Genomic DNA, 21,455 nt, shown 5'->3' on the forward strand with positions numbered 1-21,455 from the left:
TATCCATGCAAACCCTATGGTAAAATACACTACATATAAAACCAGCAGCAAAGGGCTGCTAACACCCTCTTGGAATTGGGGGCATTGATACAGTTTTTTAATTAGCTATCCCAGCCTTTTTTCACGCGTGAATAACGGTATCGCCACACACATAAAGCGAATACGATAAACGCAATATTTATGGCAATTGAGTTAGGCACTAAGGCATCAGGGTAATGCACTAAAAGGTGCGTTATTGGCAATATAACTAACAACATCGTCAACACGTTAAGCAAAGCCAAGTGCGTCTTTACCAGCATCTTTTGTATTAACGAAGCGACTAATATAACCACTAACACCAACCAAAATACCGGCTTAGTAGGAATATGTAGCGTGAGCTCTAACAACGCCGCACAAATAAACGCAATCGGGGTGCCCCAAACAAACCCCATCCATAATTGGTTGAGGGCGTCTTGTTTTTGCCTTTTCGCCAACCATAAATTAATGCCTGTGACCGAGATTATGGTCAGTGCAAACCCCATTAAACCAAAAAAGATTTTCATAGCTTCAGGGCCAAAATGGCCAAAGTGAATACGGTACACAGAAAAAATGGCCTGCTGCCCTACTTCACCGTCTGAGTAGCCTACTTTGTCTATGTATTGCCCGTATGAATCAAAACGATATTGCTCAGAATAAATCAACTTATCTAGGTGCTGCGAGCCAAGCAAAATGTATTGATTGTCTTTGGTGGCATTCTCAAGCGTAACGAAAACAGGTTGCGTGTTAGGCTCCATGGCTCTAATTTCATTAATAGCGCGAGCTATGTCGGCCACTTTAGGCTGATTTTCAACAACAATAGATGAGCCATAAATGTCAGAGAATAAACCCATTTTGTTCCCGTCATATAAGGTGTCGGCATAAATCGAGGTTAGAAATGATGCTAAACCAAAATACACCCCAGTAAGCGCTATCATTAAGTGAAATGGCAAACCCCATACACTCATACGGTTGTGCAAATCACCTTGTGTAAGCTGCTCGTTATTACCTGTACGCAGGCGAAAGGCGTCTTTAAATATGCGTCTATGGGCAATAATGCCTGAAATAATTAACGCGCTTAAGATTGCGCCAAGCGTACTAACTATCATCATGCCGAGATCTTCAGGTAAATGAAGGGCTGTATGCAAATCAACAATTAAATCTGTAATGGGGGTTGTTGAGGGTTCACTTAACTCACCTGTTGGCGATATATTCCAGGCCTCTCCCTCAGTGCTAATACGCGCGCGGGGTAAATCTTGCGTCGGCAAGCGCACCACAATGTTACCGTCAGTGCTGCCGCCTTTCATTTCTAAAAAGCGCTCATAAGCGGTTTGAATACTGCTTGGTGTGTAATTTAAGTCATCTGCAATATGTGGTTGCTCCCAACGTAACAACTCTTGAGAAAACACAGACAAAGCACCGGAAAAACACACCCAATACATCAGCACGCTCACTGCAAGGCCGATCCATGCATGACTTTTTAACGCGCTCTTATTGGCATTTGGGGAAATAGATAAACTCATACTACACACTATAAATAAACAAATAACTCAGCGCACTGAGGCCCGCTAGCACACAAATAGGTCGCCACAATTTGCTATCGGCACATAACCAATAAGCCGCAGCTCCCCATAAAATAGGCATAGTATAAATACCTAAGGCGATTTGATTCACTTTGCTCATATTCAATGCCGTGGTCCAGATAACTGTCACTAACATGGCACAAACGGCACTTAACCCGACACATGCAGCGGCTTTTATTAACGCGTTAACACATATCACTAAACGAGGTTGAGTAATGCCGCTGACAAAAGGCAAGCTGATGCGTTTTATATCTTTATCGATACGTTGGCGAGCAAAATAAATCCAACTCCATGCCTGCAAAGAAAACGCTACAACGCCGTAACATATGCCCAATTCTGGACCATGCTGCTGAACCCATAACATAAAAGAGCCAAACATCAGTGCCAGCGCACCGAGTTTGGCTATACATTTAAAGGCTATAAGGTTGCTTTGCCAAGCACGGTAAAACAACCCAATCGCCATTGCGCTGCCAATAAAGGCAGCGATAGACATCCACATAAATTACCCTATTAGAAGCTGAATGATGCAGATAATTTAACGGTGCGAGGCTCACTTAGAACAAGGTAATTTGAGCCTGGGTAGCCACCTACTGATGCCCAGTAGTTGTTGTCAAAAACATTATCGACACGGGCACGAATTGTTATATCAGTCATACCAACTAAGAAGTTATAACGTGCACCTAAATCAAAGCGGTTTGATGCATCAACTTCTAAACTGTTATCGGCGCTTGCGTATTGCTCTGAGGTATAAGCTGCACGAGCATCGAGGGTTAAGCCTGGTAGTGCAGTTACATCCCACTCAAAGTTTACGTTGGCTTGTAAGTCAGGCACGCCAATGGCGGTATTACCATCAAGTAAGCCGTCTTGCGTTTTTTTCATTTCAGCGTCAATCCAGGTAAAACCACCAATCACACGCAGGTTATCTGCTGGCATACCAAATACACTGACTTCTAGACCTTGATTTTGTTGTTCGCCATCAATGCTAAATACATTGTTGTTGATCACAGATGTTTGCTTTGAAGTATTAAACACACTGACTGAGCCGCCGTATTGGCCCGCATCGTATTTTAAACCAACTTCAATTTGTTCAGCACGGTATGGGTCAAATACTTCTCCAGCGTTTACAACAGCTTCGCCTCCACTGGTGGTAGGTGCAACTTCACCTGGTAATAAACCTTCAATGTAGTTTGCATAGTACGAAAGCTGCTCTGACGGCTTGTACACGACACCTGCAACTGGGGTGAATTGTGACTCATCGTAGCCTGATAACTCGTCGCCGCTATTGTAATCATAGGTATTGGTTTCAATATTTTGCAAACGACCACCTAAGGTAACAAGCAGTTTTCCATCGTTGAATGACAACATATCAGCGAGTGCAAAACTTGAAAGTTCGGTTTTTTCAGTAACCAAAGGGTTGTTTAAGTCACCGCCAATGAAAAAGTCGGCATCAGGCATATCGGCAGTTTCAGGTCTGTATAAGGTGCCAGCATTAAAGCCCGTAAAACTTGAGAATGCATACGCATTTTCTGCTTCTAGGGAAAACACTGATGCTGATGAAATCAGCGTGTGGCCAACTGAGCCAGTATCAAACTGAATATTAACGCCCACTTCACCCGACTGCACATCTTCATTGCGCACATTATCAAAGCGGTATGCGCTTAAGTCGCCGTTGTCTTGCATGGTTGGGTTTGCAAAGCGGTTATCTTCTTCGCCACTTCTAAAACCGTAAGCGGCCCAGCCGCTGATATTATCGGTAAAATCGTATTCACCACGTACAGCCCCAAATAATTGGCGCTCATCAGTGTAGGTCCAATCTTGAGCAAAATTAGTGTCGCTATCGGGCGCGTCTAAAATAACACCTGATGGAGTCACGGCAGGACGCGGAGCGTCAACTTGGTGATCTTGAAAACCTAAATCTAACGACACGCGAAAATTCTCACTCTGGTGATCAACTCCGACTGACGCGACAGTCAAGTCACGGTCTTGGTTATCAACACTGGTTTCACCGCCACGCTGAACTAAATTTACACGGACACCGGTGCTGTTTTCTTCATCACCAAAACGGCGGCTAACATCGGCTGCGCCATACATGTGGCCTTGCGATTCATAACCAAGTGTCACGCGATTAAGTGGCTCATCACCTGCACGTTTAGGAACAATGTTTACAGAGCCACCTAAACCACTACCGCCAGGTGCTGCGCCATTTAAAAAGGCACTTGCGCCACGAAATACTTCCACACGTTCTAATAACTCAGCGGCGACATACTGACGCGGTAAAATACCGTATAAGCCATTGTAGGTCATATCATCTGAGTAAACAGGGAAACCACGCATGACATAGAGTTCTTGAAAGTTACCGAAGCCTTTCGCAACTCTCACCACAGGATCATTTTGCAACACATCAGCCACACTTTTCGCTTGTTGCTCACGAATAAGCTCAGCAGTAAAGTTAGTGCTGTTAAATGGCGAATCCATCATATCAAGGTTACCCAAGATCCCTGCTCTACCGCCACGAGATACCTGTCCACCAGCAAAGCTATCGCGTAGCTCAACTTGAGATGCATTAACAGTTATATGCTCAATATCGCCATTATTGTTTTCTTTAGATTGTTGTGTTTGGGCATATACAGGCGCACTCACATAAACAAGGCCAGCCATTACTGCTAAGGCACTTTTATGTAAATTCATTGGGAACTCCGAGATGAGAAAAGGTTATTATATTATAATTTATGATAACTGTTTTTATTTGCATCTTCAATTGACAGAGTTGGATTAGATTTTAAGATTGTTTTATTAGATAAATGATGAAGAAAAAGAAGCCCATCAAATAAAAAGGATAACTGGAAAAAATCGAGTGCTGATATCTGTGCATTAGATCAAGCCTAATTAATTCAAAATTAATATTTTTATGTCTTTCATAGCATTTTTACAAGGGCTTAGGTATCCTTTATAAAACGTTTAAGGAACTGCTATTTAAAAGGATAGCCTGATATGAAAAAGCCACTCGCCGCTTTACTAACTAGCCTTGTTTTAACAGGATGTACGGGACTGACAACTGAGCAACAAGCTGCCATTGATAACTTAACTCCTTGCGAGAAAATTAACGCACTATTAGGTGCTTATGATAACCGCTTTGAAGGCTTAAAACGTAGCCGTGTAAATACTAAGTACATGGAAACATGGACAGCAAAATACAATCTAATTAGTGATAACTGCCAAATTACCGCGCTTGATAAAGACAATGTTACCTACCGCTGCGTAGGTAGTTATGAGCAACAACAACAAGCTGTCGCCGATCACACTCGTGCAGTTAACTTTACTCAAGCATGTTTAGCAGATAACAATTGGCACCAAACACAAAAAGAGTCCGCAGAATCGTTGCGCACAACTTTTGTGCTTGACGAAAACAATCCTGTTATCTCAATTCATACAGGTAAAACCCTTTCACGTAAAAAACAATGGTCTACAACGCTCGAAATTGGTAAACCAGTTGAAGGTAAATAGCTGATTTATTGAAGGCTAAGACAATTAGCCTTCAGAACACTATGACAAATTCCCATAAAGAAAATAGCCAATTTAAAACAGACTGTGTAGGTCAGTGTCATCGCCTTAATGGCTATTGCACAGGCTGTGGTCGCAGCAATGATGAAATTTTTGATTGGATCATTTTATCCGAGCAAGAAAAGCAAACAATTTTAAATACCCCTCGCCCTGACATAAAAAATAAATAGTACTGACACTTAAGCGTCATTGACGATTGCTAGCCTGTTTAAAACGGCTAATTAGGTAATTATCATGACAGCTATTTTTGTAATTAATTTAGCAAGCTCAACTGAGCGGCTAAATCATGTAAGCCAAGAGCTAAAGGCACAAAACTTACCCTTTGAGCGCATTAATGCAGTTGATGGTGGAGAACTGTCTGAATCAGCGATTGCTCAGCATTACAGTGCTGATTTAAACCTGAAAAAATACCACAAGCCGTTAAGTAAAGGTGAAATTGGTTGTTACCTGAGCCACCGAAAAGCGTGGCAAACAATAGTTGATAAACAACTCAACTACGCGATTATTTTAGAAGATGACTTTGTTATCGACCGCTCTATTCACAGTGCAATTGAAAACATTAATTCGTTAAAGCAGCCTTGGCAGCTAATAAAATTGGCGGCTTATAAAGACCGTCAGCGTGGCATTGCTTTTACCAAACCCCTTGCTGATGAGCAGCATTTAGTCATTCACAAAAAGCTGATGTCTGGCTGTTGTGCAACAGCTGTTAGCTTGGCAGGCGCAAAAGCGCTGTTAAAAGCCACTGCCACATTTGGCCGTCCCGTTGATTGCGATTTACAACATGTTTGGGAAACGGGCGTTTATGGCTACTCTTTGCTACCCTACCCGGTATCGCAACCTAAAAATTCACAAAGCGATATTAGGGATAGATCAAACAAGGTTAAAAAATCATTTTGGCGACGTAAAAAGCAGCAACTTTACAGTGCATTATTAAACACAAAGTACACTAAGCAGTTTGTGAAAGCGCAGCAAACACCAAACAAAAAGAAAGGAGCCGCAGCTCCTCTCTTACCAGTCAAAAATCATTAAACATTAGATTGGCTGTTATTTTTCTTGGTTTGGGTGGTCAACACCCATCCATGCTTTAAACAATGCCATTTGAGCGGGTGTTGCATCTTTTAATGCTTTTACCTTTTTCTCTTTATCAAAGTCTTCACTCAGTGTCAGCGTCGTGCTTTGCAGGGCATCACGTCTAATGAAATCAACAGTCACAGTGTCGCCTGCTTTAAATGTTTCAAGACTAGCTGTTAAATCTTTACCAACATGCTTTTTGTTAAACGCGACGATTTTGTCATCTGTCGTTAAACCCGCTTGCCAAGCAGCGCCACCACGGCGAACGTGAGTCAATGTAAGTAACTCACCACTGTTTTTAGCGAACGAATCAATACTCGGTACTGATTTTGCCCCTTCTGGGCGAATTAAACCTAAGCCTACTTTTTCAAGTAATGCATCAAAGTCGATAGCTGCTGGCTCATCCACATTCGCTTGCCACCAAGCGCTGTAATCACGACCTGTTAGCTCTTTTAAAATCGCTTTAACATCATCTGGTGTAAAACCATCTGGTAAACGGTGCTTGTTGTAAAGTGCACGGTGAACATCACGGTAGCTAATTTTTCCATCGCTTTTTTCAAGTAAATCAATATCAAGCGCCATTGAAATCAATGACCCTTCTAGATAGATATTAGTGCTGTAGTTGCGAGCGTGGTCGCCGCCTTGGTTGATCCACTTATCAAAACTGGTTTCGGTTGCGCTTTGGACTTCGCGACCCGGTGTTTGTAAGTGACGATTAATTGTTTTCGTTAACGTACCAAAAAACTCATCGGTTGTTTCAATACCCGAGCGCACCATTAAGTGATCTTCAAAGTAGCTGGTTGAACCTTCTGCTATCCACAACGTTTTCGTGTAGTTAATATTTGTGTAATCGTAAGGGGCAATCCCCTTTGGACGATACGCTTTAACATTCCACGTATGAATAAATTCGTGGGCAGCAGTGCTAATAAACGCGAGGTAATCTTTACGAGAACCAAAACGGTCACGTGGGCGCTGGATAATGGTTGAGTTTAAATGCTCTGTTGCCCCGCCTGCACCTGATGTAGCATGTACCATAAATACATAACGTTCATACGGATAGCTGTCCCAAATTACATTGCCGGTTGCCACTAGCTTTTTAAGGTCGGTTAGCATTTGCTCTACGTTGTAGTTGCCCTCACCCCAAATAACGAGTTCGTATTCACGACCATCAACAGTGAACTTGTGTAGCTCATTGATACCACTTTCAATTGGCGAATCTACTAAAATGTCGTAATCCGCGGCTTTAAAGCTGTGTTTAGAACCCGCATTTTCCATACCTGACACTGAACGCCACGCTTTTGGTACGTTTAGATTCACAGTAACAGAGTCTTGGCGAAATGATTCACTGAACATGAAAAAGCCCGAGGCATCAATAAAGGCATGGCTATCATCAATGTGACGAGCACGCTTACCAAGCTCATTGGCATATACTTGGTAATCAACATTTACTTGCGTTGGCTCGTTTAGGTGAACACGCCAAGTGCTGTGGTCAATTTTCTCCCACTTTAACGCTTTACCGTCATCATCTTTTGCTTCGAAAAAGCGTACGCCATTGGCAAGATTTAAAATTTCGTAACGACCTGTACGCCAAGCGGGAAGTTTAATATCTAAATGTGCTTGCGCAGTTTCAGGAAACTCAACACTCACATTACCTAAATGGTGTTCAGGTTCAGTAATAGACAGTGAATAATTAACATCAGCAAATGCACTGCTTGAGCACGCCGCTAATATTGACATGGCCAACAACTTTTTCATAATAACTCTTTTTTCTTAGTATCAAAATTACGAGCTAGCCTACCAACTGAGTAAAAAAATGTGAATTAAAAACCGATAAAGCCCCAATGCAATAAGCTTGATAAACAAATTCGCTAAGTTTTTGACTTCGCGCCTACATTTCGCATTAATTTGTTGTAAACTTAGGGTATTGAAATTTGAATCTTAATGGCGGTATTACTCGGTGCAACAGCAGCATGATGTCCTTAATAAAAAGTTAAAACAAGCGATCGACGCACGCATGGTCGTCGAAGACGCTCGTAAGCATCAAGTTGAATTGCTCTCACAGTTTGCGGCGAAATTATCGCTCAGCTGTAAAGGGCTAGACATTGAACTAGACAACCGTCTTGCAAAATACCGTAATGCATTAAGAAAAGGAGTAGACTTTCAGCTACTAGAGCCCTTTATTAACGATATTCTTGGGCTGTTAAAAAACCAAGAAACGAAACAAATGGCGCTACAACGCGAGTTGAATGACACTGTCCTTGATGCCGGTAAGCAACTTCAAAAAGTAAAAGGTTTACCAGACGATGCGCGCAGAACACTTCGTCATCTGCTTGATCATGAATTAAATAATATCCAGTCAAATCATGACTTTGTTCCATTACTTTCAAAGTTGATTGTAATCTACCATCAAGCATTGCAAGCGAAACTCTCCGCAGCAAATGAAGCTGAAGCACTCATAAAGCCAGAACTTGCCAAACAGTTAATGCTACTTGCCAATGACCTTGTGCTAGAAGATGAAAGTGCAGAACAAATAAAGAGTATAAAAAATAAAATTACCTACAATGACAGTGTCGATGACCTGCTAGATACAGCAATCGATATTATCACTATCATTACACGTAATATGAGCAAAGAGCGCCAATCTGCGCAAAGCTTTTTAATCTCATTAAACCAAACAATCGAAGACCTACATCACTCGATTGTATCAACCAGTAAGCATTCAGAATCACTCAGTGCTGAATATGAAACGCTCAATAAACAAATAGAAAGTAAAATTAAGAATTTGCATAAAAAAACACAAGATGCGACATCTATTTCAGCGCTGAAGGAGCTGGTAGAAGAAGAGCTAAAATCGCTAAGTGACGACTTAATTGCAAAAGAAAAGCTTGAGCATACCGAGCGTGAAAACTTATTAGCCAGTTTCAACGACATAAATAGTCGAATTGGTCATTTAGAATCTAAACTGACCACCTACAAGCAGCGTTTGAATGAACAAAGGTTCAAAAGCTTGCTTGATGGGTTAACTAAGTTACCAAATCGAGCTGCATTTGATGAGCGCTTTAACCATGAGTTTCATCTGTTTGATGCCCAGGAATCAGACCTCACATTAGTTGTGATTGATGTTGACCATTTTAAATCAATTAATGATAAATATGGTCACAGTGCCGGTGATAAAACACTACAAGTGATAGCCAAAGCACTACAAAAATCAATTCGTAAATCTGACTTTATTGCCCGTTATGGCGGTGAAGAATTTGTCATGTTAATGACCGGAATGTCTCTTGATAATGCATCATTGCCGCTTGAAAAACTGCGTAAAACGATACAAGCCATTCCATTTAAATTTAAAGATACTCAAGTTGAAATAACCATTTCAATCGGTGCTACACAACTTAAAAAAGGTGACACACCTATTATCGCATTCGACCGTGCTGACGATGCACTCTATCGTGCCAAGAACGAAGGACGTAATAGAGTGTGCGTCAGTCGATAAGTTAATTATACCAATTTACTTAATTAATTGAGCAACCTACACCTCAAAATGATTAAGTATTATTGCGACAGGTATTAGTTTAAGTCTTGTACATACACAATGATATAGGCTCATAGATGAGCTAGGAGAGTGCTTATGTTAAAACAATTGAATCCTACAGGCGTACTGGATTTATTATCACAACTAGAAGTAGACTTACTCGAACAATCATCCACCAGCGAGCGCTATAAATTATTTAGAAACTGTGTGCTCGCCGTCCTAAATGTGGGCAGTCATACCGACTCAAGCTCTGAGATATACGATAAATTTGAAGATTTTGATATTCGCCTTTTAAGCCGTGAACGTGGTATTAAAATAGAACTTGAAAACCCTCCTGAGTCGGCGTTTGTCGATGGCGAAATTATCACCGGTATTCATGAACATATTTTCTCAGTTATCCGCGATATTTTGTTTATCTGCCAAAAATATGAAAAAAACCTGACCGAACAAAAAGCCATCACGCATATGGTGTTTGACATGCTAAGAAATGCGGGTGCGCTCCGCGTCAACAGTGATCCTAGTATGATTGTTTGCTGGGGCGGTCATTCAATTAACGAAGTTGAATATAAATACACCAAGCAGGTGGGTTATGAGCTTGGCCTACGTGGTTTAAACATTTGTACAGGTTGTGGTCCTGGCGCAATGAAAGGGCCAATGAAAGGGGCCACTATCGGACACGCTAAACAACGTATTTCAGATAACCGTTATTTAGGGTTAACAGAACCTAGCATTATTGCTGCTGAGCCACCGAACCCGATTGTAAATGAATTAGTTATTTTACCCGATATCGAAAAGCGCCTCGAAGCTTTTGTAAGAACGGCACATGGCATTATTATTTTCCCAGGCGGTGCAGGAACAGCTGAAGAGCTATTGTATTTGCTCGGTATTTTGCTCCATCCTGATAACGAAAAACAACGTTTACCTGTTATACTTACCGGCCCTAAAGAGAGTGAAAATTACTTTATCGAGCTTTGCAAATTTGTTGAGAAAACACTCGGTAAAGTCGCTCTTGAAAAGTTCGAAGTTATTATTGATGACCCTGCCCGTGTAGGTAAATCGCTTAAAACCCAAATGGCCGAAGTTCGCGACTACCGTAAGAGCCAAGGTGATGCCTACTACTTCAATTGGACATTGAAAATTGATAATGATTTCCAGCAGCCCTTTGTACCAACGCACGAAAACATGGCAAGTTTGGACTTGCATTTAAATCAACCTACACAACAATTAGCAGCAAATTTACGCCGTGCCTTTTCGGGTATTGTGGCAGGTAACGTTAAAGATGAAGGTATTCAGGCTATAAAACAGCATGGCCGCTTTATACTCAGCGGTGAGCCTACATTAATGACCGACATGGACAAGTTGCTTGCAGCCTTTGTTGCCCAAGGCCGAATGAAGCTACCAGGCAGCAAGTATATTCCTTGTTATGAGATTAAAGCCTAACAAGGAGACTTTGTGAGCACCCAGTTACTTTTAATAGATGCGCTTAATCTAATCAGGCGCATCTATGCTGTTGATAGTAATCAAAGTCACCACAGTGAAGAGCATATGATCAAAGCAAGTTGTGCCCGTGTAGCTCATGCTTGCAAAAAGTTACGTGCGCAATGTAACGCCACCCACGGCGTTGCAGTGTTTGATGGCGACAGAAGCTGGCGCTACCATTACTTTAAAGATTACAAATCTTCTCGGGCTCCAATGCCTGATTTACTTAAGAAGAACCTTGCATTATTTAAGCAAGCGATAGAACAAACGGGCATTGTTGTTTTCTCCCCTGATAACGACGAAGCAGATGACATTATCGCAACTCTCGCCTACAAGGCCGCCTCAAATAAAGTGCCCTCAACCATCGTTTCAACTGATAAAGGGTTTTTACCATTTTTATCTGAATACATAAGCGTTTTTGACTACTTCAAAAAACACTTTATCAGCCAAGATGATATTCATACGCGTTTTTCAGTGCCACAGCACAGGCTAATTGATTTTTGGGCTTTAGCAGGTGATAAAACCAACGATATCCCAGGCGTTAAAGGGATTGGCAATAAATCCGCACAACAATTGATAAATCAATATAATGTGATTGATGATGCCATAGGCGATGAAACGCTTAACGCGACTTTAAAACGTAAGCTCATTGCCGAAATGGATTTGTTTATCATTTCCAAAAACTTGGTTACCTTGCGAACAGATATAAACTTAGGCTTTAGTTTAAAGCAGTTAAGGCTCAATTAGTCGCAATCCATTAGCACTGTAGAACAACTGATCGTATACTGAAAACAGCGTTCGTATTGAAGAGTGACACATGTTTAAAAAGGTTTTCCAATATCTGATACTAGGATTGGGTGTTTACGCACTCATAGCAGCCTTAGTTATCACTTTTTATAAAGATGACCCTCAAGCAATGATTTGGCAAGATCGTGAAGCGTTCAATAAACGTTATATTGCCAAGCTTTCAATCGATAAACCTGAAAACCTTAATGCCGTACTTGATTATTTAGGTAGTCCAGACCTAACCTATGCGAAACGAGCAGAAGATGTTGTATGGCAAATTGTTTTTTATCGCACGCAACATGTTAAATCTGATGGCATTACAACAATTGATGAGTGTACTGGTCTATTATTTAAAAACGGTCAACTTGTGCTATGGGGACCCAGTGCCTATGAAAGCTATCAACAAGAAGGCTAACACGCTATGATGGAGTCAGTCACGCCACGGGAGTTGGCGCGCTTGTTTGATAGCACACACCAATTATTAAAGCTTTATCATCACAAAAATAAATGGCCACAAATATATCCCCTATTAAATAATCTTGCTGAGCGTTACTACCTCATTTATCAAGCTTGTCCTAAAGGCCTGCAAGCCCAACTAAGCTTATACGTTTCAGATTATGGCTATACAACTAATTTAGTTGTAAACCAATGTGTACTCGCCTGTGTGTTATGTCGAGCCCTTAACTACAACCAAGCGATCAGCGAACAAATTATTGCAACCTGCTTGGCTAATTATTTATGTGTGCAATCACAAAGCAATAAGTTAGCGTGTGCACAAACTCTTACAGCGCAAGATAAAAAACTGTGGCAATGTCGCCACCAGCTCGCAGTAAAGTTATTGCATGCCTCTGGCCCTATGACATTGAGTGTGCAACATATACTTGCGCGCCTTAATAAATACAAACAAGCCTTATTAAGTGCTCCAAAAACAATGATTTACGATGGTGCGACGACTCTTGTTGCCTTAGCTAATATCATTGCAATGAATATAACTTATCGTCAAACAGGCGAGCACATTAGTTTACATAAAGCACTGGCTGACATTTACTTACGAACCCCAAATGAATTTGCTCAAAAAGCGATAAAAAACTTTATTGCCCACACCGGCTCATACCTGCCAGCCAGTGAAGTAAATTATGCCGAGCAGTCACTCATTTATTTAGCAACGGATGATCGTGCACGGCATATACTTGTCGATGTTTCTCGCCCTGAAAAAGTGCGTTGGCATAGAGTGAAAGCAACGCTTAATACCTTTGAGAAACAACGAGCATGTAGTGATAACCGCTTACTCTATACGGTTTGGTTCAGCGACAATATAAATTTTGCGCACCCTGAAGACATTGCTAAATCTCAGCGACAAAAATACCTCAATCTCATTCGCCAGTTAAAAATATCGAAAGAATACAGCTTTAGTTCACTTAATAAGTTACTAAGCCCATTTCCTGAGCTCATTTTGCAATTAACTCTAGCCGTTAAACCCTATAATAAAGAGCATCAACGTGCTAAAGACTTACGTCATTGTTTATCGATGGTGGGTTACGACAATGCCCCTGCTATTATTCAAAAGGTGCTCTTTCAACGTTTAGTCGCAACCATTTCACACCCATTAGAACTACACATAGTTAAGCGACTAGAAAATATTGCTGTTATTATTCAAGCTTTTTTTAAGCACTCAACGATTCAACAGTTTGAACAAGTCACCCTGCCCTTATACGCGTACTGTGTGTTTTTATGCGAAAATCATGCTACTGCCTTATCCCGAAAAACATTATTTGAACAAGCCGAATCAAACATAGTTAGTGCCCCTTTAGCCTGTTTATTTGGCGTAAGTGCAATTGATCAAACATCAATCAATGAATACCTCACGCAATTACTCGGTGATAATCCATGGACTGGATACTTACTAAACAGCGAACAAAAGGAAAAACAGCAATTAAGTATCGAGGAGAGACACTGGATTGCAATAAAATTATTTGCTCACTATGTCTTTCAACCCAACGCAGTTTTCAGCAGTTGGCAAGAACAAATTATGGCGCAAAGCCTTAATCTAGTTGGCTGGCAATCAAAAGCGGATTTTTATTCATATCTACAAACCTGCGAGTTTGCCGATAATTTTTAAATTGTGTTGTTAAAACGTGCAAAATCGTTAAATAATTATGAACTTTCGCCTATTTATAGTCAGTATTCACAGGATAAACTGGCAAAAAGCTGAATAAATTGCTATAAAAGCCGCTTAAATTTTCAAACACATCCACGTAAAGTTTCTAACAAGCAAAGTCGTGCTCAATTTCGCGATGTATTTACGTGTATATCTACTCATAAATAGGAAAAGTAAATGGCTAAACAAACCATCACAGTGATCAAAGGCGACGGCATTGGTCCTAGCATTATTGATTCAGCACTTGAGATCCTTAAAGCTGCAGGTTGCGATTTTGATTATGAATTCGTTGATGCTGGCCTTGCTGCCCTAGAAAAAACTGGTGAGTTACTTCCGCAAGAAACCATTGATACTATTGCACGTAACAAGATCACTTTAAAAGGTCCTTTAACTACACCAGTGGGTGAAGGTTTCACATCTATCAACGTTACATTACGTAAAAAGTTTGGCCTATACGCAAACGTACGCCCTGTTAAGTCTTTTGCAGGTACAAAAGCGCGTTACGATGACATCGATATCATCACGGTTCGCGAAAACACACAAGGTATGTACTCAGGTCTTGGCCAAGTTGTGTCTGAAGACGGTAACGAAGCTGAAGCGATGTCGAAAATCACACGTGAAGGTGCAGAAAAAATCGTTACTTTTGCATACGAATTAGCAGTACGCGAAGGCCGTAAAAAAGTCACTGCGGTGCACAAAGCTAACATCCTTAAATCAACGTCTGGTTTATTCTTAAAAGTTGCGCGTGAAGTCGCTGAGCGTTACCCGCAAATCGAATCAACTGAGATGATCGTTGATGCAACATGTATGAAGCTAGTAATGACGCCAGACGAGTTTGATGTAATTGTTACAACGAACTTATTCGGTGACATTCTATCTGACCTATGTGCTGGTCTTGTTGGTGGTTTAGGTATGGCACCAGGTGCAAACATCGGTGAAGATGCAGCTATCTTTGAAGCTGTTCACGGTAGTGCTCCTGATATCGCAGGTAAGAACCTTGCTAACCCAACTTCAGTTATCTTAGCGTCAATTCAAATGCTAGAGCACCTTGAAATGGGTGAAACAGCTGAGCGTATTCGTAACGCTGTAGCAGACGTTATTAAGACAGGTGACCGTACTACACGTGACCTAGGTGGTAGCCATGGTACAACTGACTTCACGCAAGCAGTAATCGACCGCCTGTAATTTTAGTCACAAACTCATTTTAAAAAGCCAGTCACCCGACTGGCTTTTTTTATGGCTAGATTATGCATAACTAAGGAGTGGTTATATTATTTATTACTGTTAAGCCATAAAACAACATAATCAAATTAATGCATAGTTATTCCCTTAAAACCACCAATAAAAACAAACAAAAGAACAAAAATAACCACAACAATAAAAATAAGAAAAAATAATGCAAAAACCACCTTTTGCAGTTGACATCCCTTGCTAAAAAGCTTAAAAATAAGTCAATCATTTTTTAGGCAGCAACTCTATTTAGGAGTTGCCCTTTTATAAGAATTTTAAAACTATGAATATTCGCAGTCACCTTTTAGTCGTCAACGTTCTCGTACTGGTCTTTTTAACAAGCCCAGCGGGGAGCTATTAAAAGGTGAAAGCATGCTTTTAAAAAACCCCCGCCCTATGCGGGGGTTTTTTTTATGCTCTCGCAGCTAGCACACAGAGGAATGAGGATGAGTAAAACACAATACAATGGGTCAGAACTGGTAGTTCGGGCATTAAAAGAATTAAAGGTTAAGTATATTTTCGGCTACCCCGGTGGCTCTGTACTAGACCTATATGATGCACTTTTTCAACAAGACGATATTGAACATATCCTAGTGCGCCATGAACAAGCCGCTACACATATGGCAGATGGTTATGCCCGTGCTACGGGTGAGGTCGGTGTTGTGCTTGCAACTTCAGGCCCAGGGGCGACAAACTGTATTACCGGTATTGCTACCGCTTATATGGATTCTATTCCTATGGTGGTTTTATCTGGTCAAGTGCCCACAGGCCTAATTGGTGACGACGCTTTCCAAGAAACAGATATCGTTGGCTGCTCAAGGCCCATAGTAAAGCACAGCTTTAATTGCCGTAGTGCTAAAGATATCCCTGCCATTCTTGCAAAAGCATTCTATATAGCCAGCACGGGGCGTCCTGGTCCTGTTGTTGTTGAACTACCAAAAGATATGCTAAACCCTGCGCTTACTTTTGAATTTGATTTCCCCAAAGCAACAGAGCTAAGAACCTACAACCCCAATACGAAAGGGCATTCAAAGCAAATAAGAAAAGCCGTTACTGCGATTCTAGAAGCCAAGAAATTAGTTATCTATTCAGGTGGTGGTATTGTGCTCTCTAATACCTCTGAGCAGTTAACTCGACTTGTTGAGTCACTCAATGCGCCTATTACGAATACATTAATGGGTTTAGGTGGCATTAGCGGCACACATCCGAACTTTATTGGTATGCTTGGAATGCATGGCAGTTTAGAAGCCAATAAAGCAATGGCCAACGCAGATGTTATTTTAGCGCTTGGCGCCCGTTTCGATGATCGGGTAACTAATAACGTTAAAAAGTTTTGCCCAAATGCAACGATTGTCCATGTAGACGTAGATCCAACATCAATCTCTAAAACCATTAAAGCCCACATTCCGGTGGTTGGTTGCTTAAACACGGTTCTTGAACAACTTCAAACAGCGATAGATAAAAGTTCTATTGCGATCGACCGCTCAGCACAAGAAGATTGGTGGCGACAAATCATTAGCTGGCGTGAACAAAAGTGTTTAAGCTACAGCACAGATGGCGATAAAATTAAGCCGCAAGCTGTAATTGAAGCCATTTATAAAGCAACCAATGGCGATGCTTATGTAAGCTCTGATGTAGGCCAGCACCAAATGTTTGCAGCTCAGTACTACCCGTTCAAACACCCACGTCAATGGATTAATTCAGGTGGCTTAGGCACCATGGGCTTTGGGTTGCCAGCTGCAATGGGAGTAAAGCTTGCTTTCCCTGATAAAGAATCAATCTGTGTGACAGGGGATGGATCTATTCAAATGAATATTCAAGAGCTATCAACCTGTTTACAATACAATTTAGCTGTAAAAGTAGTCTCACTTAACAATCGTTCACTTGGCATGGTTCGCCAATGGCAAGATATGATGTATTCAGGACGTCATTCGTCTTCTTATATGGAATCATTACCTGACTTTGTAAAGCTAGTAGAAAGCTACGGCCATGTAGGTATTCGCGTTGACCATATCGATGAACTAGAGCCAGCAATCGACAAAGCTATGTCAATCAACGACAGGCTCGTATTTTTAGATATTTGTGTTGATGAGAAAGAACATGTTTACCCTATGCAAATCAAGTTAGGAGCTGTAGACGACATGTGGTTACGTAAAGGAGTAAAAGCATAATGCGCCGTATTTTATCAATCTTATTAGAAAATGAACCAGGCTCGTTATCACGCATTGTTGGTTTGTTTTCACAGCGAGCTTACAACATTGACAGCCTAACCGTCGGCACAACGGATGATCACTCATTATCAAGAATTACCATCACAACTATGGGTGATGACCGTATCGTTGAGCAAATCACTAAGCAAGTTAATAAACTTGTTGATGTACTTAAGGTCATTGATCTAACTGAAATGGCACATATTGAGCGCGAATTGTTACTTGTGAAAGTGTTTGCCCAAGACGAAAACACTCGCGCAGCGGTTACCCGTGTGGTTGATGTATTTCAAGGTGCGATTCTTGATATGGGTCGCCATAGCTACACGTTACAACTAGTGGCTAGTACTGAAAAAATAGAGTCTTTCCTTGATACACTTCGCCATGAAACAGATCTTATTGAAGTTGTACGTTCTGGTGCGGTTGGCATTGGTCGAGGTGACAAGGCGTTAAAAGCGTAAACGTTTTTAAGCTAAATCAAAGAAACAAAAAAAGGGCTTATTAGCCCTTTTTTTAATAATAAGCAATCAGTCTTATTAAGGATTAACTTGATCTTTAAGACCTTTACCCGCTTTAAAGCTTGGGATAGTTGCTGCTGCGATTTGAATTTCTGCACCAGTTTGTGGGTTACGGCCAGTACGCGCTGCACGCTCTTTTACTGAGAATGTACCGAAACCAACTAATGCTACTGAGTTACCTTCTTTAAGAGAGTTAGTAACCGCGCCAGTGAACGCATCAAGTGCACGTGTTGCTGCCGCTTTTGAGATTTCTGCATCAGTAGCAATTTTTTCAACTAATTGAGCTTTATTCATTGTTAGATTCCTATTCGTTATTATTTTGCCTTCGCAAAACCTATCTTTATGTATTTTTGAAAAGTTAGCAACAGCAAATTGCTATTTTTACGTAAATTCTTCAAAAATGACTACATTTTAACTATCTGTCACTAATCTAGTGACTTCAGGGTTAATAAAGACTGAATTTAACCATCTTTCAAATGGCTTAGAGACAATTAAACTATCGTTCGATTTTCTCGATAACCAAGGTCACTTCCCCGACCTCGATGCCAAACTTATCAATAGCAGTACGGTTAATCAAGCGTGATTGTGTTACCAAATACATCCAATCATCAAAATTCACTACTAAAGTACTACCATCATAAGGTAATTCCACCGAGTAGGTCCAATGAAAAACACTGCCATTGCTGTCACCGTAAGCCGTACCGATAACATCAGATGCTGTCCCCTCAATGCTGCCATCCTCTTTTAGAGTGATATACCAAGTACGCGTTTGAGTTTCACCATCATCATAGACAAATTGCTCCTCAATAACTCCTTGATTACCTTGCCAGCTTGCTTGCATATCAACCACTAACTTACGCGTTAACTCGCCTTTGTGGTCTTGGACAACACCATAGGCTTTCAACTCGCCATTAAAGAAGCGTTTAAAATCAAACTGTGGCTCTGTTCCTTGGTAATAATCAACGTCAGGTGCAGAACAACTGGTGACTAACATTACCATGATAAAAATAAAAATTGCTTTGAGCTTAATCATGTTTCCCTCCAATAAGCTGTTTTCGAAGTGACGGCTCTGAGGTATCACTACTGAGCCAAATTGCTAAAAAATGGTCTGCAAACTTCTTGTCTTCAACAACACCTAGCTTATCGTTATTAAAGTAAAAAGTACCTATGCCTTGTGGGTTCGTTTCAAATGATAAAGAGTCATTTTTTTTGATATTTGGCCAAAGCGCTAACAATTTTTCGTCATAAGTGTTAACCATATCGACCAAACCGAGATGCAGCCATTGTTCATTGGTCGCTTTTACGATGTCTTTTGCATCAAAATTACGCAAATAAGTAAGTGTTAATTTCACCGGATGTTCACCAAACTCATAGCTTCCTGTGGGAGTTTCTAGTTTCGCGTCATAAACATCCCAAAATAAATACTCCATTTTCGCTTCACCGACTGTCTTGAAGCCGTTAGCATTGACATACGCTGACAAGGTCAACGTGATGAATAAAAGCGTTACATGTATTAACTTCATAATTGCTTGCCTAAAAGTGAATTTATAGACATTACGACTTAAGCTAAGAAGTTGATCATTTATTGGCAAGCATTCTGTTATTTAAAGTAATTATAACGAGAAACATTGATGCCCAGCCTGTGCCATACATAATCCAAAACTGCCATACAGGTAACTCGATATTAAGCACACCAAAACGCGCACCAGCAAAGTAACTGGCTGGCGCAAATACAGCGCAAATTAACCACGCTAAGTACCAAGGAAGCTTTTGCAAAAATTGCATTGAAGTATTAACGGTAAGCAGTAAAGCAGCCCAAAGCACCGCCAGCCAAAAAGGAAAGGGGGACACTTTAAAACTCAGTAAATTAAATGATGTAGCCAACCATTCAAAAGTCAGTGCAATAGGTAGGGCAAAAACCAGTAAAAAAGCATCTTGTCTTCGTTGCAATGACAAATACATCATCAGTGAAACACAAACAAGGGCCGGTAAAATAGACTTTTGTTCAAGGAGTAAGGCCATAAACCAAACCCCTTGGAACAAGGCAAAATTAATAATTGAGCGCAATGTCATCGCCGGAATGCACAAAGCGTGGTCTGCGGGCAACAAGATGAACCGTGCTTATCGCACGCGTTCTAAACGCCCCTTCGCAGTAGGCAAGGTAAAATAACCACAAACGATAGAAACGTTGATCAAACTTTACTTTATCTATTTCGGGCCAACTGGCAATAAAACGTTCACGCCAATCAGCAAGGGTTCGGGCATAATGCACTCCAATATCTTTTACACTGTGTACGACCATGTCCGTTTTCAGCTTTATTTGTTTGTTCATCTCGTCTAAACACGGCAAACAACCACCTGGGAAGATATACTGCTGAATAAAGTCAGAATTTTTTAGATAATGTTTGTAGCGTTGGTCGGCAATGGTAATCGCTTGAATTAACATAGCGCCGTTTTCTTTTAACAGTGATTGGCACTTAGCGAAAAAGCCTGGTAAATACTCATGACCCACTGCTTCAATCATTTCTATGGAGACAAGCTTATCGTAACGCCCTTCAAGCAAACGGTAATCTTGTTTGAGTAACGTAATTTTACTTTCTAAGTTTAGCTGTTGAATTTTCTCAGCCACATAAGCGTGTTGTTCATCAGAAATCGTCGTAGTTGTCACATGGCAATCGTAATGGGTGGCAGCATATATTGCAAATGCGCCCCACCCTGTACCAATTTCAATTACCTTGTCGCCCGCTTGCAAATCAACTTGCTCGCAAATAAGCGCTAGCTTGTGCGACTGGGCTTGCTCTAGTGTTGCTTTTTGGGATGGGTAGACAGCGCAAGAATAAAGCATTTCGTCACTTAGAAAAGAGCTATACAAATCATTGCCTAAGTCATAATGAGCAGCAATATTCTTTTTTGAACCACTTGATGAGTTCTTATTTTTTAAATGATTAATGCGATGCGCTAAGCCACTTAAAAAGGCAAATTTTTTCTCAAACGCGTCAAGCTGATCTTGATTTAATGCAAATATTTCAATCAGCTGTGTTAGATTATCGCACTCCCAATAACCTAGAATATACGCTTCCCCAGCCCCTACACTACCGGATAATGCAAACAGCTTATACATTGCAGGATCTTTGACAGTCACGGTCACATTTAAAGAGCTACTTGGGTTACCGAATTGAATACGTTCATTTTCTTCAACAAGTGTGATGCAACCAATATTGATACTATTAAAAGCACCGGTTACAAGCTTTTTGTAGATTTTTGTTAACCAACTCGTTGTATGAGTCTGTGTTAAGTTTGATACCTTTTCCATCA

General features: G+C 40.8%; 20 protein-coding genes. 11 read left to right on the top strand and 9 right to left on the bottom strand.

What is annotated here, in order from left to right; genetic code table 11:
• Positions 1–101: 101 nt before the first annotated feature.
• The 3 genes from L3V38_RS07775 to L3V38_RS07785 are packed head-to-tail and all read right to left on the bottom strand — an operon-like array spanning position 102 to position 4,286.
• Positions 102–1,538, bottom strand: a complete 1,437-nt coding sequence (locus L3V38_RS07775; RefSeq protein ID WP_237118988.1) for a PepSY-associated TM helix domain-containing protein — start codon at positions 1,536–1,538, stop codon at positions 102–104.
• A gap of 1 nt (position 1,539) precedes the next feature.
• On the bottom strand, positions 1,540–2,097 hold the full coding sequence (locus L3V38_RS07780; RefSeq protein ID WP_237118989.1) for a hypothetical protein: 558 nt from the start codon (positions 2,095–2,097) through the stop codon (positions 1,540–1,542).
• Between the two features lie 11 nt (positions 2,098–2,108).
• Entirely contained in the window at positions 2,109–4,286 is a 2,178-nt protein-coding gene (locus tag L3V38_RS07785) for a TonB-dependent receptor (protein ID WP_237118990.1), read from the bottom strand.
• A 303-nt stretch (positions 4,287–4,589) separates the two neighbouring features.
• Here L3V38_RS07785 and L3V38_RS07790 point away from each other — a divergent pair, with 303 nt between their 5' ends.
• From L3V38_RS07790 to L3V38_RS07800, 3 genes are all read left to right on the top strand, one after another.
• The gene (locus L3V38_RS07790; protein WP_130152265.1) at positions 4,590–5,102 is read left to right on the top strand and encodes a hypothetical protein; all 513 of its coding nucleotides are present in this window, start codon (positions 4,590–4,592) and stop codon (positions 5,100–5,102) included.
• Between the two features lie 41 nt (positions 5,103–5,143).
• The gene (locus tag L3V38_RS07795; protein ID WP_237118991.1) at positions 5,144–5,329 is read left to right on the top strand and encodes a DUF1289 domain-containing protein; all 186 of its coding nucleotides are present in this window, start codon (positions 5,144–5,146) and stop codon (positions 5,327–5,329) included.
• 64 nt (positions 5,330–5,393) lie between these two features.
• A complete protein-coding gene (locus tag L3V38_RS07800) occupies positions 5,394–6,188 on the top strand; it encodes a glycosyltransferase family 25 protein (protein ID WP_237118992.1) in 795 nt (264 codons plus the stop codon).
• Between the two features lie 15 nt (positions 6,189–6,203).
• On the opposite strand, the gene L3V38_RS07805 is transcribed toward L3V38_RS07800, so the two are convergent.
• Entirely contained in the window at positions 6,204–7,985 is a 1,782-nt protein-coding gene (locus tag L3V38_RS07805) for a PDZ domain-containing protein (protein WP_237118993.1), read from the bottom strand.
• Positions 7,986–8,187: 202 nt separating this feature from the next.
• Between L3V38_RS07805 and L3V38_RS07810 the strand changes: the two genes are divergently transcribed.
• The 8 genes from L3V38_RS07810 (at position 8,188) to ilvN (ending at position 18,083) form a co-directional block, all read left to right on the top strand.
• On the top strand, positions 8,188–9,723 hold the full coding sequence (locus L3V38_RS07810) for a diguanylate cyclase (RefSeq protein WP_346427438.1): 1,536 nt from the start codon (positions 8,188–8,190) through the stop codon (positions 9,721–9,723).
• Between the two features lie 135 nt (positions 9,724–9,858).
• The gene (gene ppnN, locus L3V38_RS07815; protein WP_062568104.1) at positions 9,859–11,202 is read left to right on the top strand and encodes a nucleotide 5'-monophosphate nucleosidase PpnN; all 1,344 of its coding nucleotides are present in this window, start codon (positions 9,859–9,861) and stop codon (positions 11,200–11,202) included.
• A 12-nt stretch (positions 11,203–11,214) separates the two neighbouring features.
• Positions 11,215–11,988, top strand: a complete 774-nt coding sequence (xni, locus tag L3V38_RS07820) for a flap endonuclease Xni (protein ID WP_130152269.1) — start codon at positions 11,215–11,217, stop codon at positions 11,986–11,988.
• Positions 11,989–12,058: 70 nt separating this feature from the next.
• Positions 12,059–12,442 (top strand): DUF3192 domain-containing protein, encoded by a 384-nt coding sequence (locus L3V38_RS07825; RefSeq protein WP_062568106.1) that lies wholly within the window; start codon positions 12,059–12,061, stop codon positions 12,440–12,442.
• 6 nt (positions 12,443–12,448) lie between these two features.
• A complete protein-coding gene (locus L3V38_RS07830; protein WP_237118994.1) occupies positions 12,449–14,146 on the top strand; it encodes a hypothetical protein in 1,698 nt (565 codons plus the stop codon).
• A 216-nt stretch (positions 14,147–14,362) separates the two neighbouring features.
• Complete coding sequence (locus L3V38_RS07835) at positions 14,363–15,370, top strand: isocitrate dehydrogenase (RefSeq protein WP_062568108.1); 1,008 nt, start codon at positions 14,363–14,365, stop codon at positions 15,368–15,370.
• A gap of 491 nt (positions 15,371–15,861) precedes the next feature.
• Positions 15,862–17,586 carry an acetolactate synthase 3 large subunit gene (locus L3V38_RS07840; RefSeq protein WP_130152271.1) on the top strand — a complete coding sequence of 575 codons (1,725 nt, stop codon included), beginning with the start codon at positions 15,862–15,864 and terminating at the stop codon, positions 17,584–17,586.
• Entirely contained in the window at positions 17,586–18,083 is a 498-nt protein-coding gene (ilvN, locus tag L3V38_RS07845; RefSeq protein WP_237118995.1) for an acetolactate synthase small subunit, read from the top strand. The genes L3V38_RS07840 and ilvN overlap by 1 nt, the downstream gene beginning before the upstream one ends.
• A gap of 75 nt (positions 18,084–18,158) precedes the next feature.
• On the opposite strand, the gene L3V38_RS07850 is transcribed toward ilvN, so the two are convergent.
• The 5 genes from L3V38_RS07850 to L3V38_RS07870 form a co-directional block, all read right to left on the bottom strand.
• Positions 18,159–18,434: an HU family DNA-binding protein gene (locus L3V38_RS07850; RefSeq protein ID WP_036972004.1), complete on the bottom strand. Its 276-nt coding sequence runs from the start codon at positions 18,432–18,434 to the stop codon at positions 18,159–18,161.
• Between the two features lie 202 nt (positions 18,435–18,636).
• Complete coding sequence (locus L3V38_RS07855) at positions 18,637–19,173, bottom strand: DUF3833 domain-containing protein (RefSeq protein WP_130152272.1); 537 nt, start codon at positions 19,171–19,173, stop codon at positions 18,637–18,639.
• Positions 19,166–19,663, bottom strand: coding sequence for a chalcone isomerase family protein (locus L3V38_RS07860; RefSeq protein WP_237118996.1), 498 nt, complete (start codon positions 19,661–19,663; stop codon positions 19,166–19,168). The genes L3V38_RS07855 and L3V38_RS07860 overlap by 8 nt, the downstream gene beginning before the upstream one ends.
• Positions 19,664–19,718: 55 nt before the next feature.
• Entirely contained in the window at positions 19,719–20,213 is a 495-nt protein-coding gene (locus L3V38_RS07865) for a DUF2878 domain-containing protein (protein WP_130152274.1), read from the bottom strand.
• Positions 20,191–21,453, bottom strand: coding sequence for a cyclopropane-fatty-acyl-phospholipid synthase family protein (locus tag L3V38_RS07870; protein ID WP_237118997.1), 1,263 nt, complete (start codon positions 21,451–21,453; stop codon positions 20,191–20,193). The genes L3V38_RS07865 and L3V38_RS07870 overlap by 23 nt, the downstream gene beginning before the upstream one ends.
• Between the last annotated feature and the right edge of the window lie 2 nt (positions 21,454–21,455).

Source organism: Pseudoalteromonas sp. L1, assembly GCF_021728095.1.
Classification (GTDB): domain Bacteria; phylum Pseudomonadota; class Gammaproteobacteria; order Enterobacterales; family Alteromonadaceae; genus Pseudoalteromonas.